Source organism: Thalassovita sp. (assembly GCF_034670005.1).
GTDB lineage: Bacteria > Pseudomonadota > Alphaproteobacteria > Rhodobacterales > Rhodobacteraceae > Thalassobius.
Window position 1 is genome coordinate 82,642 of record NZ_JAXMOH010000003.1, and the last position, 14,639, is coordinate 97,280.

General features: G+C 61.8%; 12 protein-coding genes. 4 read left to right on the top strand and 8 right to left on the bottom strand.

Annotation, left to right across the window (positions count from 1 at the left end):
• Window positions 1-92: 92 nt before the first annotated feature.
• Entirely contained in the window at window positions 93-779 is a 687-nt protein-coding gene (locus VOI23_RS07900) for a response regulator transcription factor (protein ID WP_323783876.1), read from the bottom strand.
• A gap of 164 nt (window positions 780-943) precedes the next feature.
• On the opposite strand from VOI23_RS07900, the gene ribA reads away from it, so the two are divergent.
• Complete coding sequence (gene ribA / locus VOI23_RS07905; protein ID WP_323783879.1) at window positions 944-2,035, top strand: GTP cyclohydrolase II; 1,092 nt, start codon at window positions 944-946, stop codon at window positions 2,033-2,035.
• Window positions 2,032-2,526 carry a L,D-transpeptidase family protein gene (locus VOI23_RS07910; RefSeq protein ID WP_323783880.1) on the top strand — a complete coding sequence of 165 codons (495 nt, stop codon included), beginning with the start codon at window positions 2,032-2,034 and terminating at the stop codon, window positions 2,524-2,526. Before ribA ends, VOI23_RS07910 begins: the two co-directional genes overlap by 4 nt.
• A 79-nt stretch (window positions 2,527-2,605) precedes the next feature.
• On the opposite strand, the gene lpxK is transcribed toward VOI23_RS07910, so the two are convergent.
• The 6 genes from lpxK to VOI23_RS07940 form a co-directional block, all read right to left on the bottom strand.
• A complete protein-coding gene (gene lpxK / locus VOI23_RS07915; protein WP_323783882.1) occupies window positions 2,606-3,601 on the bottom strand; it encodes a tetraacyldisaccharide 4'-kinase in 996 nt (331 codons plus the stop codon).
• Window positions 3,601-4,818, bottom strand: a complete 1,218-nt coding sequence (locus VOI23_RS07920) for a 3-deoxy-D-manno-octulosonic acid transferase (protein WP_323783884.1) — start codon at window positions 4,816-4,818, stop codon at window positions 3,601-3,603. The genes lpxK and VOI23_RS07920 overlap by 1 nt, the downstream gene beginning before the upstream one ends.
• 10 nt (window positions 4,819-4,828) lie before the next feature.
• A complete protein-coding gene (locus tag VOI23_RS07925) occupies window positions 4,829-5,071 on the bottom strand; it encodes a DUF4170 domain-containing protein (protein ID WP_323783886.1) in 243 nt (80 codons plus the stop codon).
• Window positions 5,072-5,234: 163 nt separating this feature from the next.
• A complete protein-coding gene (locus tag VOI23_RS07930; protein ID WP_323783888.1) occupies window positions 5,235-6,020 on the bottom strand; it encodes a 3'(2'),5'-bisphosphate nucleotidase CysQ in 786 nt (261 codons plus the stop codon).
• A complete protein-coding gene (locus tag VOI23_RS07935; RefSeq protein WP_323783890.1) occupies window positions 6,007-7,353 on the bottom strand; it encodes a TldD/PmbA family protein in 1,347 nt (448 codons plus the stop codon). Before VOI23_RS07935 ends, VOI23_RS07930 begins: the two co-directional genes overlap by 14 nt.
• 136 nt (window positions 7,354-7,489) lie before the next feature.
• The gene (locus VOI23_RS07940; RefSeq protein WP_323783892.1) at window positions 7,490-9,007 is read right to left on the bottom strand and encodes a DUF2125 domain-containing protein; all 1,518 of its coding nucleotides are present in this window, start codon (window positions 9,005-9,007) and stop codon (window positions 7,490-7,492) included.
• Window positions 9,008-9,133: 126 nt separating this feature from the next.
• Between VOI23_RS07940 and VOI23_RS07945 the strand changes: the two genes are divergently transcribed.
• Both VOI23_RS07945 and VOI23_RS07950 read left to right on the top strand, forming a co-directional pair.
• Complete coding sequence (locus tag VOI23_RS07945) at window positions 9,134-9,880, top strand: SDR family oxidoreductase (RefSeq protein WP_323783895.1); 747 nt, start codon at window positions 9,134-9,136, stop codon at window positions 9,878-9,880.
• Window positions 9,877-10,482, top strand: coding sequence for an enoyl-CoA hydratase/isomerase family protein (locus VOI23_RS07950; RefSeq protein WP_323783897.1), 606 nt, complete (start codon window positions 9,877-9,879; stop codon window positions 10,480-10,482). The genes VOI23_RS07945 and VOI23_RS07950 overlap by 4 nt, the downstream gene beginning before the upstream one ends.
• A gap of 96 nt (window positions 10,483-10,578) precedes the next feature.
• Here the strand turns inward: VOI23_RS07950 and VOI23_RS07955 are convergent, their stop codons facing one another.
• Complete coding sequence (locus VOI23_RS07955) at window positions 10,579-14,382, bottom strand: hypothetical protein (protein WP_323783899.1); 3,804 nt, start codon at window positions 14,380-14,382, stop codon at window positions 10,579-10,581.
• Window positions 14,383-14,639 lie beyond the last annotated feature (257 nt).

Below are 14,639 nucleotides of genomic sequence, written 5' to 3' on the forward strand. Positions count from 1 at the left end.
ACAGGGAGGTGCATAAGTATGTCCGCTTATGCGACGGATCAGTTAATGATTACTCTTAGACGAATCATTTTTCCTTGATCCTGATCAATTTTTTACGCGACCAGCTTGTAGCCTCCGCTTTCGGTGATCAGGATGCGGGCATTCGATGGATCGGGTTCGATTTTCTGCCGCAGACGATAGATATGGGTTTCCAGCGTGTGGGTGGTGACCCCGGCATTATAGCCCCAGACCTCGTGCAGCAGGATATCGCGCGGCACCACGCCTTCGGACGACCGGTACAGGAATTTCAGGATATTCGTTTCCTTCTCGGTCAGCCGGATCTTCTTGTCGTCCTCGTCCACCAGAATCTTCATCGCCGGGCGGAACGAATACGGCCCCAACTGGAACACCGCGTCTTCGGATTGTTCATGCTGACGCAACTGGGCCCGGATCCGGGCCAGCAGAACCGGGAACCGGAATGGCTTGGTCACGTAATCATTGGCGCCTGAATCCAGCCCCAGAATGGTATCGGCGTCGCTGTCATGGCCGGTCAGCATCAGAACCGGGCTTTTCACCCCCTGCTTGCGCATCAGCTTGCACAGCTCGCGGCCATCGGTGTCGGGCAATCCAACATCAAGGATCAACAGGTCGTATATTCCTTCCTTGATGCGTTTCATTGCCTCGACGCCACAATCGGCTTCAAAGACGTCGAAATCTTCGGTCATGACCAATTGTTCGCTCAGCGCCTCGCGCAGATCGTCATCATCGTCGACCAGTAGAATTTTTTTGAGCTGCCCCATGATCACGGCCTCCTTGCCTTTTGGTGATACTGACATGCGGTTGGCTGACGGTTCTGACAAGATTTGCTTCAATCCGCTCACGTGGACGTGTTCTTTGCCCGGGAAATGTTTCAAATTCCAACAAAAAGGACTAAGTCACAGGCCTGACCTTGAAGGAACCCGGCATGAGCTTTGCCCCCGACACTGCTGAAATCATCGCCCGCGCCCGCGCCGACCTGCGCATGGGCGTTCCGGTCGTGCTGGTCGGGGATGGTGCGGGCGCGCTGGTCATGGCCGCTGAAACGCTTGATGCACAGCGGCTTGCCGATCTGCACGCGCTGGGCGGACAACCGGTTCTGGCGATCACCGCGCGGCGGGCCGAAACGCTCAAGGCGCGTGCTTATGATACTGATCTGGCCCGGGTGGCAGTGCCGCCCGATGCGTCGATGACATGGCTGCGCGGGGTAGCCGATCCGGCCGACGATCTGAAATCGCCGATGAAGGGGCCGTTGCAAACCCTGCGCGATGGCCCGGCCGACCTGCACCGGGTTGCCGTTACACTGACCAAATCGGCGCGTCTGTTGCCCGCTGCTCTGGTGCTGTCTCTGCCTGCGCCTTACGTCTTTGCCGGTGAAAATGCGCTGACCCTTGTCAATGCTGTCCGTGCTGCGGATCTGCTATCCGCCTCGCCGTATCCGCATCCCGTGGTCAGCGCCCGCCTGCCAGTCGAAGCCTCCGAGGCCGGCCGGCTGCACATCTTCCGCCCCGAAGATGGCGGCGAGGAACATTACGCCTTCGAAATCGGGTCGCCGCCGCGCGACAAACCGGTATTGGCGCGGCTGCATTCGGCCTGTTTCACTGGCGACGTGATGGGGTCGCTGAAATGCGATTGCGGCCCGCAGCTGCGCGGCGCACTGGCCCAGATGGGTGCCGAAGGTGCCGGTGTCCTGCTTTACCTCAATCAGGAAGGCCGCGGCATCGGGCTGGCCAACAAGATGCGCGCCTATTCACTGCAGGATCAGGGTTTCGACACGGTCGAGGCCAATCACCGGCTTGGCTTCGAAGACGATGAACGCGATTTCAAACTGGGGGCCAGCATCCTGAAATCAATGGGATTCGATCAGGTCAGGCTGCTGACCAACAACCCGCGCAAGATCGCCATGATGGAAAAGAACGGCATCGACGTGGTCGAACGGGTGCCGCTGAAAGTCGGTGAAACCCATCACAACCGGGGCTATCTCGCCACCAAGGCGGCGAAATCGGGGCACCTGCTGTGATCCCGGTCGATCTGGTGCTGACAGCGCGCGGCATCCGGTTCATGGGCCGCTATGTCCCCTGCAGCATTGGCCGCAGTGGGCTGACCAATGACAAGCATGAAGGCGACGGCGCCACCCCCATCGGCATCCACCGTATCCTCGGCATGCTCTACCGCCCCGACCGCATGCCGCGCCCTGCTGCCTGGGCCGAACCGATCGGCCCAAACGACCTGTGGTCAGACGATGCAACGCAGCCCGATTACAATCACCCGGTTCGCACGCCCTATGCCCACAGCCACGAACACCTGCGCCGCGCCGATCCGCTGTATGACATCGTGCTGATCACCGACTGGAACTATCCCGTCGCCACGCCGGGCAAGGGATCGGCGATCTTCCTGCACCAATGGCGCTGGCCGCATTACCCGACAGAGGGCTGTATCGCCTTCCGTCGCGACCATCTGATCGAAATCGCCCGCCTGATCACCCCGGGCACCCGCCTGATTATCCGCTGATCCGCTTCTTCTGTTCAAAAATATCCCGGGGGAGGCGTTGAAAATCCACAGGATTTTTAACGGTGGGGGCAGCGCCCCCTTACTGTCCGAACAACCCGCGCAGCATCTCGTCCAGCTGTGCTGCTTGCTCCAGCTCCAGCCGCACCGGCAGCGTCACCACCTTCGACCGGAAGTTTTCCGGCAGCCGCACCGCATCCTTTTCGGTCGTCACCATCTGCGCCCCGCGCAAACGCGCCTCGGTTTCCAACCGGGTCAGCAGGGCGGGCGTCAGCATCTGGTGATCGTCCAGCGCCTCGCACCGGACGACATCCGCCCCCAAGCTTCGCAGGGTGCGGAAAAACTTCTCCGGATGACCGATTCCGGCAAAGGCCAGCACCGTCATGCCCTGCCAGTCCATCCCGGTCTGCAACGGTGCCAGCTGTCCGCTCAGATGCGGTACGGTGATCGCCCCCGACCATTGCGCGGCGAACGCTGCCTGCGCCTCCCGGTCGCCGATCGACAACAGCATGTCGGCGCGGTTCATCCCCGCCGCCATCGGTTCGCGCAACGGCCCTGCCGGCAGGCAGCGGCCATTGCCAAACCCCTTGGCGGCGTCGACCACGATGATCGACAGGTCCTTGTGCAGTTCCGGGTTCTGAAACCCGTCATCCATCACGATTGCATCCGCGCCCAGATCGCAGGCCAGCCGCGCGCCCGCAGCGCGGTCGCGAGCCACCACTACCTTGGCAAAGGCGGCCAGCAGCAGCGGTTCATCCCCCACCTGCGCTGCCGTATGGGTCACGGGATCGACCGCCACCGGCCCGGATTCGGATCCGCCATAGCCGCGCGATACCACCACCGGGACTTTGCCCATCGCGGTCAGGCGTTCGATCAGCGCCACCGCGGTCGGGGTCTTGCCGGTGCCGCCTGCGTTCAGATTGCCGACACAGATCACCGGAACCTTTGCCCGAAACGGATCGCCTCGGCGCAACCGCCGCGCCGTCGCGGCGGCATAAAGCCATCCCAGCGGCGCCAGCAGGCGCGCCCGGACCGCGGGCGCCTCGGGACGGGTGAACCAGAACTGCGGGGCCCGCATCACGAAGCCTCCCGCAGGTCGAGTTCGTCCTGAATCATCTCGATCACCGCATCGGTCACTTCCGCCCCCGAGGAACTGACCTCCCATGCGGCATGGGCCATTGCAGCAGCCTGATCGGGGGCCGACAGTTGCGTCACCGCGCTGGCCAGCGTATCGGCATCGCGCACGATCCGCGCCGCGCCAGCGGCGGAAAACCGGCTGTAGCCGGGCAGGTACCGGCTCACATTGGGGCCATAAAGGATCGCCGATCCCAACGCCCCAGGTTCATACGGGTCGCGGCCACCATGACCCGATAACAATGAACTGCCCATGAAGGTGATCGGCGACAGCCGATACCACAGCCCCATTTCGCCACGGGTGTCGGCCAACAGGATCTGGGTGGTTTCTTCCGGATAATCGCCCTGCGACCATTCCGCGACGGTCCAGCCGCGCGCGCGCAGTTCGCGCGCGATCTGCGGCCCCTTGGTTTCGTCATCCGGCACCAGGATCAGCAGTTGCCGATGGGCGAACCGCATCGCCGACCGGTGCGCCTGACTCACGATGTCGATTTCGTCATGCTGCACCATCGCGGCCAGCCAGACCGGCCGCCCGGCCAGCGTCGCGGCCAGCGCGTCACGGGTGGCTTCGTCGCAATTGAGCGCCGCGCGGCCTTCCTGTAACGCCCCGATGGCCAGAACGGCGTCACTTGACAGCCCGATCCGGCGCAGCCGTTGCGCGGCGGCGGCATCGCTGGCCATGATCTTGCGGAACCGGCGCAGGATGCCGCGGCTCATATCCGGCAGCCAGCGAAACCGCGCCTCTTCCAGCGCGGCCGCTTCGGCATCGACCAGATAGAGCGGCACATTGCTGCGCGCCGTCAGTTCAATTGCTGCCGGGCGCAGATGGCCGCTGGTCCACAGGCAAAGGTCGGGGCGCCAATGGTCCAGAAACCGATGGATCGCAGGCACCGATTCTTCGGGGATCTGCTGCCAGATCACACAGCGTTTCAGGTGATCGGGCCGCGACAGCCCCGGTGACGTGGTCAACAGGAACCTGATCCCGGGGCGCAGCAATTCCAGCCGGTGAAACAGTTGCAGGATCGCCGCGGCGCGGGGCAATGACGACACATGCGCCCAGATCAGTTCGCCGTCGGGCCGGTCGATATCGAAATCGATCCGGTCGCGTGGCGCGCGCCGTGCAAGGGCCATATAGGCCACCAGACTGAGAGAAGGCGCCATCGGGTCCCGATCAACCCAGTTCTTCGGTCGGCGACACTTCCGCTTCTTCATCGCGCAGGCGATGGATATGGGCAATGTAATACCGGGTATGGGCGTTATCGACGGTCCGCTGCGCCTCGGATTTCCAGGCGTCATAGGCCGAATTGTAATCCGGGAACATGCCGACGATATGGATGTCGTCGACATCCTTGAAAACGTTCTTGGACGGATCGACGAGTTCGCCGCCAAAGACGAGATGCAGGCGCTGGGTCATTGAAGTCTCCTGACAGGACGGGGTCAATCTACGCGGTGACGCCTTATGCCGCAAGGCGGCGATGGCGCGGCCGTCCCACCCGGACGATGGGACGCAGGATCGGTGCGATACCGGCGTGTCTTCACGCGGCTTCTGTATATCCGGAATGTTGGATATATTTATCCTACGGCCAGTTGGCCAAGCGGCGGGCGATATCGCCATGCACCGCGGCCCCTGCCGCGATCACACCCTTGACCTTGGGATGGGGATTGTTGAACCGCAGCGGCCTGCCGCGGACATCTGACACTGTCGCACCGGCTTCGCGCAGGATCAGATCGCCCGCCGCGATATCCCATTCCCAGCTGTCGCGCAGGGTCATCATCGCGTCGTAACGGCCTTCGGCGACAAGGCTCAGCCGATAGGCCAGCGATGGGCGGTAGGATCGTCTGACCTCCGGCACCTGCTGACCCTTCCAGTTGGTCGGCGTGTAATTCGGCTTGGCCGCCAGAACCGACGCCCCGGTCAAATCCTGCCGTTCAGACACCTTGATCGGTTGCCCGTTCAGAAATGCACCCTGTCCTTCTGCGGCGGTATAAAGCTTGTCCTTCTCCGGCAGGTAGATCGCGGCGGCCGTCACCACGCCGTTTTCCGCCACCGCAAGCGAATGCGCCCATGTCGGCGACCCTTCGATGAAACTGCGGGTCCCATCCAGTGGATCGACGATGAAAACCCGCGGCCGGGTCAGCCGGTGCGCGGTGTCTTCATCTTCTTCCGACAACCAGCCATAAGATGGACGCGCCCCGATCAGCCGCGCATGCAGGGCGCTGTTCACCGCCAGGTCGGCCTCGGTCACGGGGCCCTGATCGCCCGGTTTGTTCCATGCCCGCGCCGTCGGACCGCTATACCCAAGGGCGATGTCCCCGGCCTCGCGGGCCGCTTCGATCAGCAGGTCCAGATCAGTCGCCGGCAAGGGTCAACCCCTCGACCAGAAGCGAAGGAACCACGCGGGACAGGTAGGTGCGGGCATCGTTGGCGGGTTGAACCGATTTCAGCATGCTGCGCAGGTTGCCCGCGATGGTGCATTCGTTGACCGGGTATTGCACTTCGCCGTTTTCGACCCAAAATCCGCTGGCCCCGCGTGAATAATCGCCATTGTTGGGGTTGATCGTGGACCCAATCATCGAAGTGACCAGCAAACCGGTGCCCATGTCCCGCATCAGATCATCCCGGGTCTTGTCGCCTTGGGTCAGGGCCACGTTCCACGTCGCGGGCGATGGCGGCGCAGAGGTGCCGCGCGCCGCGTTGCCGGTCGATTGCAGTCCCAGCTTGCGCGCGGTCGCCAGATCCAGCGTCCAGCCGGTCAGCATCCCGTCGCTGACAATGGCGCGGCGTTTGGTCGGCAACCCTTCGGCATCGAACGGGCGCGATCCGGTGGCGCGCGGGCGCAACGGGTCTTCGATCAGGTCAAATCCCTTGGGCAGAACCTGTTCGCCCATCGCCTCCAGCAACCACGACGACCCGCGCGCGATGGCGCTGCCATTGATCGCGCCCAACAGGTGCCCGATCAGCGACGCGGCGATACGTTCGTCGAACAGCACCGGATAGCTGCCGGTTTTCGGTTTGCGCGCATTCACCCGTTCGACCGTGCGCCGCGCGGCGGTTTCGCCGATATCTTCGGGGCTGCGCAGGTCGGATTGGAAAATGCGCATGTCACCGTCATAATCGCGCTCCATCGCGGTCCCGGTGCCGGCGATGGCGACGCAGCTGGTGGCGCGGTCGGTACGGGCATAGCCACCGGAAAATCCGTTGCTCGCGGCCAGATGAATAAACCGCCTGCCATAGGCGGCGCTGGCCGATTGCACCTGGCTTATCCCGTCGACCGCCAAAGCCGCCGCTTCGGCGCGGCAGGCATCTTCCTGCAATGTGGCCGGGTCGGGTTCGGGTGTCGGATCGGCCATTTCCAGCGCCTCCATATCCCAGTCCCGGGCCAGCTGGCCGGGATCGGCCAGGCCGATATAAGGGTCTTCGGGGGCTTCCTTGGCCATGGCGACCGCGCGTTCGGCCATCATTGCCAATGTTTCGGGCCGGGTGTCCGACGACGATACATTGGCCTGCCGCTGCCCGATCAGGACCCGCAACCCGATATCGGTGCCTTCGGACCGGTCGGCCTGTTCCAGTGCGCCGCCACGCACGTCGATGGACACCGAGGTGTCGGTCACGGCGATGGCATCCGCCGCATCCGCCCCGGCCTTGCGCGCAGCGTCAAGTAGGGCATGGGTCAACTGGTCCAGGTTTTGGGTCATGGCTTCAATCGCAATTCAAAAGGTCCAAGTCAGGTAAACCGCCAAGGCTCTCAGTGCAAGTTACCCGGCAAGTTACCGGCACAAAAAGGGCTACGGACATTTGCCCGTAGCCCAAAATTGCACCGTTCTGGCTAGATTATTTCAGCCGTTGACCATTGGCCAGAACATGGCCCTGATCGTTGATCTCGATGGTCGATTTCAGGCTGTCGGGCCCGTCGCCCGGCACCGCGAACATGCCGATCATCATCCGGGTGCCCATGGCGTCATCTTCGGGGATGAATCCCATCGCCACCAGCTTGTCCAGCAGCGCATTGCCCCCCGACAGCGCCAGGTTCAGCACCCCTTCGGGGCGTGGCATGCCATCGAACGACACCATATCGGTGTTGTCGAAGGTAAACGCGCCCTTGCCGGTCAGTTCGGCGCCGACCGCGCGGACGGTCAGGTCCTTGACGTCAAGTGCGTGCAATTCGCCGGGTGCGGCCTCTCCGATCGTTTCCATTTCCGCCGGATCGAAGATGTTGGCCATGACCTTGGCCTTGCCGACCAGATCGATGGCGATGGTCGCCGGATCGCGCGGCAATTGGCCCGCCGGATCGAACATGCCCCAGATCATGTCGGAAATGGTGAAATCGCCCAGTGTGAATGCAAGACGGAAATCCTGCGGCTCATCTGATTGGGCGACCGGAATATCCATTGCGAAACCGGATTTCGCCATCGCCAATTCTACCGGGAAGGGCAGATCGGGCACTTGCATGGTCATCTGCGCACCGGTGGATTCAAACGCGTAGCCAAGCTTGTCGGAATTCATCTGTACGGTGAACTGGCCCGATTTCGAACTGCCGCTGCCGCTGGCGTTGTCCCCATCGCCGGAGAAGGCGAATTCGGCTTGGCCGCCCTGATGTGCGAACGTGCCATCGACCGAAAAACCGGCGGCAAGTGCGGCCGCCATATCCTGAAAGTCGACACCCTTCGGCATCTCGGCGGCGAAATTGGAACTCAGCCCGTTCAACTGTCCCTTCAGCATCACCTTGTCGGCGGCATTGTCGGGATTGGCCATGTCGATGAGGTAAAACAGGCTCTCGGCGCGGAAATCCTGTTTGCGGGTCTTGATATCCGTGCCGCCGGTACTGGAATTGCCACTGACGTTGTTCAGCGTGAAATTGGCGTCGCCCATTTCGACGGGGTTGCCGCTTTCCACAATACCAGCCAGCGCCATCCCCATTGATGCCGCAGAATAGGTGGTGGTCATGTTTTCGGGCGTGCCCGACACCACCATGGCCAGCCCGGTGGTGGTGTAATTCACCGTGATATCGACCGGGTTTTCGTCCTTTGCCTCGACATGAACGTCAATCGGCATGATCGCGGGGAGCTGAACCGAAACGGTGCCGTCGCCATTGTCGTGAAACTTCACCCCGGTCAGCGCCACGTCAACCGTGCCCTCGTCTTCGGGCAGCGTGATGTTCATCTTAAGGTCGGTAATCTGCAAATCGCCGCCTGACATGTTTTCCTGCGCCGAAATATCATAGCCGTACCCGGCCAGCTGCGATTTCCAGTCGCCCCAGACGTCGGTCGGTTTGACGTCAGCCCAAGCAGCCGTGGCGGACAGAAGAATTGCCGCGATCAGCGGCGTTTTGAAAGTAACAGCATTTTTCATGAAAGGACCTTTCCCCCAATAAACTTGCCGTAAGCTTCCGCTTTTGAATTGTCGGGGTCAAGGGCATACGGGCTGGACCCGGCGCGGCGCGCGGTTTACCCCTGATCACAACTGAGGAGATGCAATATGACAGAAATCAAAGGTCAAACAGTCCTGATCACCGGCGCCAGCCGCGGTATCGGTGCAGCCGCCGCGCGGGAATTCGCCGCGGCCGGGGCGAATGTGGTCCTGATGGCCCGCTCGGCCGATGCCATCGAAGAAATCGCGGCGGAAATCGGCGGTCTTGCCGTCACCGGCGACGTTGCCGACTATGGCGATATGGACCGCGCCGTTGCGGCTGCGGTGGACCGGTTCGGCGGTCTGGATATCCTGATCAACAATGCCGGTGTGATCGAACCCGTAGCCTCGATTCTCGAAGCCGATGCCGACGGTTGGGGCACTGCCATCGACATCAACCTCAAGGGAGTTTTCAACGGGATGCGGGCGGCACTGCCGGGCATGGTGGCAAAGGGCGCGGGCACCATCATCACCATCAGTTCCGGCGCGGCACACAGCCCGCTGGAAGGCTGGAGCCATTATTGCAGCTCCAAGGCGGGGGCGGCGATGCTGACCCGCTGCGCCGATCTGGAATGCCGCGACAAGGGCATCCGCATCATGGGCCTGTCGCCGGGCACGGTGGCGACCCAGATGCAACGCGAAATCAAGGCCAGCGGCATCAACCCGGTCTCGGAACTGAACTGGGAAGACCACGTTCCCCCCGAATGGCCCGCCAAATGCCTGCTGTGGATGTGTGGACCCGCCGGTGACGGGCTGTGCGGCGAAGAAGTGTCGCTGCGCGATGCCGACGTGCGCGAACAGGTGGGGCTGGCATGATCGAACTGGAACAGGATAACGGGCTTTGGGTCGTCACGATCAATCGCCCCGACAAGGCCAATTCGCTGACCGGCGACATGCTGGAACGGCTGTGCGAAATCGCCGAATCCGCGCAGGCGGCCCGGGTGCTGATCCTGACCGGTGCGGGCAAGGTGTTCAGCGCCGGGGCCGATCTGGACGCAGCCAAGGCCGGGCTTGCGACTTCGCCGCTGTGGGAACGCCTGTCAGGCGCCATCGCGGCGTTGCCGGGGCTGACCATTGCGGCGCTGAACGGCACGCTGGCGGGCGGCGCCAACGGCATGGCACTGGCCTGTGATATCCGTCTGGCGGTGCCGGGGGCCAAGGTGTTTTACCCGGTAATGAAACTGGGCTATCTGCCGCAACCATCCGATCCGAAACGGATGGCGGCGCTGATCGGTCCGGCCCGGACCAAGCTGATCCTGATGGGCGGTCAGAAAATCACCGCCGAGGAGGCGGTCGATTTTGGTCTGGTCGACCGGCTGGTCGAAGGCGACGTTGTCGCCGCGGCCAAGGAAATCGCCGTGGATACCTTGGCTGCCCGGCCCGAGATCGCGGCAGGGATCAAAGATATGTGCCGCTGACCGCGCGACGCGTAAAACACCGAAATCGCAGGATGAAATGACGACGGCGGCATGTTTCAATGCCGCCGTATGTTTTTCGTAAGGCGGGCCGCGTGATCAGGTCAGCAGGTCGTGGGTAACCCCATCCAACACCAGGTTGATGCTGTCCTGACCACCGCCATCGACCAGCGCCCACATGATCTGCCCGGTCGGGCGATAGATCACGAAGGCTTCCTGGACACCGGCAACACCGGCATTGGCGGTTTCGGCCAGATTGATCTGGAACTGACCGGCCGAAGCGCCGCTTTGACCAAAGACCAGAACATCGCCGTCCGTCGCCGAATAATCCTGAATCCAGTCAGAACCATGATCTGCAATCCCCAGATGGAAGAACCGGTCGCCGCCAGCGCCGCCATTGACCCGGTCATAGCCGAAACCGCCATTGATGAAGTCATCACCATCGCCGCCGAAGATCAGGTCCGACCAGGCTTGCCCGGTCAGTTCATCGTCGCCGGTACCGCCGATCACCGTATCGACACCGAAACCACCGATAATCGTGTCGTTTCCGCCATCGCCGCGCAGTTCGTCATTGCCAAAGCCGCCGTCGATGAAGTCGTTGCCGTCGCCGCCGAAGACGACATCGCGCAGATCGGCCTCGGTTGCGCCGCCGGTAATGCTGTCATTGCCTCCGTTGCCGTTCAGCGTGTCAGGACCGTCCAGTCCCAAAATGGTGTCATTACCGTCCCCGCCGATCAACCTGTCCGGTCCGGGCGTGCCGGTTAGGGTCAGGTTGTTGGTGACGACCGTATCCGTGGCCGCACTTGTGACCATCTCATCGGTGCCCTGACCGTCGGTATAGCTGACCATCAGCGATACGACCGTCCCGATATCCGCGCTGGTAAGCTCATAGCTCGCGGATGTCGCGCCGGTGATTGCGGTACCATCGCGCAGCCACTGGAAGGACAAAGTGCCCAACCCGTCAGCATCGGCCAGAGTGGAGGTGTCCGAGGTAAGCGTCTGACCGCTTTCCGCCGTGCCCGAAACGGTAACGGCCCCGGTTGGGGCATCGTTGACGTTGTCTACCGTAGCGGTGGGGTCGCTGGTGATGCTCTCGTCGGTATCGAAGCCATCGGTATAGGTGACGCGGACCGAAATCTGTTCGCCAACATCCTCTTGCGTCAGACCGTAGGTGCCCCCGTTTGCACCGGTGATATCGGTGCCACCACGCATCCACTGGAACGAAAACGGACCAAGACCGTCCGCATCGGCCACGCTGCTTGTGTCCGCTGTCAGGGTTGACCCCTGCGCGGCGGTTCCGCTGATCCCGACATCGCCGGTCGGGGCGGTGTTACGCGGCACACCCGACATCGTCAGGGTCGAACCGTCACCCAGGTTGACCACCCGATCACCAGACCCATTCTCGGAAAAGGTTACTTCAGCCTGTTCCGCGGCGCTGAGATTCGAGAAATCCAGCGTGTCTTCGGTCGCATCAAAATCGGTGACCGTATCGTCGCCCATGCCGTTTTCGAGAATGAAAGTATCGGCACCGCTGCCGCCGGTCAGCTGGTCGTTTCCGGCTCCGCCTTGCAGGGTATCGTCCCCGTCCCGGCCATTCAGGGTGTCGACGTTATCGCCGCCCGCCAGCATGTTGTCCTCGCTGTCGCCCCGCAGAACATCCGACTGGTCCGAACCGACAAGGTTCTCAACCGAAGTAAACGTTGCCCCGGTCGCCGCCCCGGCATTCTGGGTCGCGTCTTCCAGGTCAATCGTCACGAACGAGGAGGTTTCATAGGACACGGTATCGTTGCCGTCGCCCCCGTCGACCGTATCCGCACCGCCCAGAGGACTGATCATGTCGTCTCCGGCAAGGCCCATGATCACGTTGTCAGAACTGTCGCCCTCCAGTGTGTCGTTGAATTCCGAACCGGTCAGGTTCTCGATGCTGGAATAGGTGTCGCCACGCGCTTCACCCGAATTGCCCGAGCTGTCGTTCAGGCTCGCCGCCACTCCCGTGGCCGCGATCGAATAGTCGGCGGTGTCGGACCCGGTCCCGCCGGACATGTTATCCTCGCCGGCACCGCTGCGCAGCGTGTCGTCGCCGTTGTTGCCCGTCAGGGTGTTGTTCCCGCCACCCGCCTGCAACAGGTTGTCGCCACTGTTGCCGACCAGGGTATCGTTGAAACCCGACCCGATCAGGCCTTCGATGCTGCTATAGGTGTCGCCTGCGGCTTCACCTGTGTTCGTCGCAGAATTCGACAGGTCTGCGCGGACACCGGTTGTGGCATCGGCATAGCTTGCCGCGTCAATGGCCAACCCGCCTTCAAGCCGGTCCGCGCCAAGTCCGCCGTTCAGAACGTCATCCTCGTTATTGCCGCGCAGGGTGTCATTGCCATCCCGCCCAACAAGCGTGTCATTGCCATCAAAGCCCGTGATCACGTTCGCCGAAGCGTTCCCGCTCAACAGGTCGTCTTCGCTGCCGCCGATCAGATCTTCGATGCTGGAATAGCTGTCACCCGCAGCGGCACCGCTATTGTTGGACGCGTCTGCAAGGTCTGCAACGACGTTCGTGACTGCGTCGCGATAGCTGGCCGCGTCGCGTCCGGGGCCGCCAATCAGGTTATCGGCGCCTTCACCACCCGACAATTCGTCGTCGCCATCGCCACCCACAAGGGTGTCATCCCCGGCTTCGCCGAACAAGGTGTCGTTGCCGTCGTCGCCGTCCAGATTGTCATCGCCGCCAAAGCCGTTCAGGATATTGTTGCCGTTGGTGCCCGAAATTTCATCCGCGAAGTTGGATCCGATGACGTTTAGAATGTTGGTGTAAGTGTCGCCAACTGCATCGCCGGTATTTTCTCCGGTGGAGTTCAGATTGACGATCAGCCCCGAAGCCGAACTTCTGTAAGCGGCAAAAGAGGTGCCACCAGTGCCGATCAGGGCATCCGCCCCTGCGCCGCCATCCAGTTCATTTTCACCGCTGCCGCCCTCAAGCCGGTCATCGCCTTCATCGCCGAACAGCGTGTCATCGCCAGAGTCACCAAACAGCGTGTCGTTATCCGCACCGCCGTGCAGGATATCGTCGTCTTCTTCACCGTGGATCTGGTCTTCGCCTTCGTCGCCGCTCAGGCGGTCAATGCCCAGACGGCCGAAAATCGAATCGTTTCCGCCGCCACCCGAAATGACGTCATTCCGTGCGGTGCCGTTGATCGTGTTGGGGTTGGCGTTACCGGTCAGGACATCGCCCTCAAGGTCGTCAATCTGCAACTGTCCGTCGATAACGCGGAACTGCCAGACACCCGCAACGCCGGTATTTCCTTCCAGTGTCTCCATGTCCGAGGCAAGACCAAGCTCATCCCCGGCCGTACCGCCGCGCAGGAAAAGCCGGGGGCCGCCGTCAGCCACTGCACCCAGCTGGAACGTGTTGCCGCGCGAATTCCCCATGTCCGAGAAACGGTAGATGATTTCCGCATCGCCATTGCCGAGATCCATGATCTCAAGCTGGAAAGTGTTCGGGGCGGTGACATTATTGCTGAAAATGCCGACCCCGTCCCAGGTCGCAACGATGGAATCGCGTTCTTCGTTGATGTTGAAATAGATACCGGGGGTGGCTCCCGGTGGCAGCGTGCGGTTATCCAGATCGTCATAGAACGGCGCGATGATGAAATCGGTGTTCTCGAAAGTGCCAGCGAAATTGATCGTCTGGTTGATGAATGAAACGCCGCCATTCGTGCTCAGAAACAGCTCGTTGAAAACACGGTTTCCAAACGAAAAACCGTTCTCGAAGACGGCTGATATATCAAACCGTTCGGAATTGTCGTCGCCCTGGGCGATCAGGGTGCTTTCGCCGCCTTGGTCGATAACCGCTTGCCCATAGGGCAACAGAGTGTTGTCGGTGACGGATGAGTATTGGGTTAGATCTACCATTTTGAGGACTCCAAAAATTTTAAGAAAAGGCACGCGAAGCAGCTCGCAAATTTAACTATCGGACTAGGGTAGCAAACTTTTGCGCATCCGACGTATTCTTTTTTGTTTTTCTTTATCCTTCAGGGCGCTTGCATTTCCGCGAAAAAGCGCGGGCTTCGGGCGGCGCTGACGCCGATGGATCGGATAGCCGTTTGTCCTGGGGCTTGTTCTTGCCCCAAAGGCGCGGCAAGACGGTGATCGGGCCGCGTTTGGCGCGC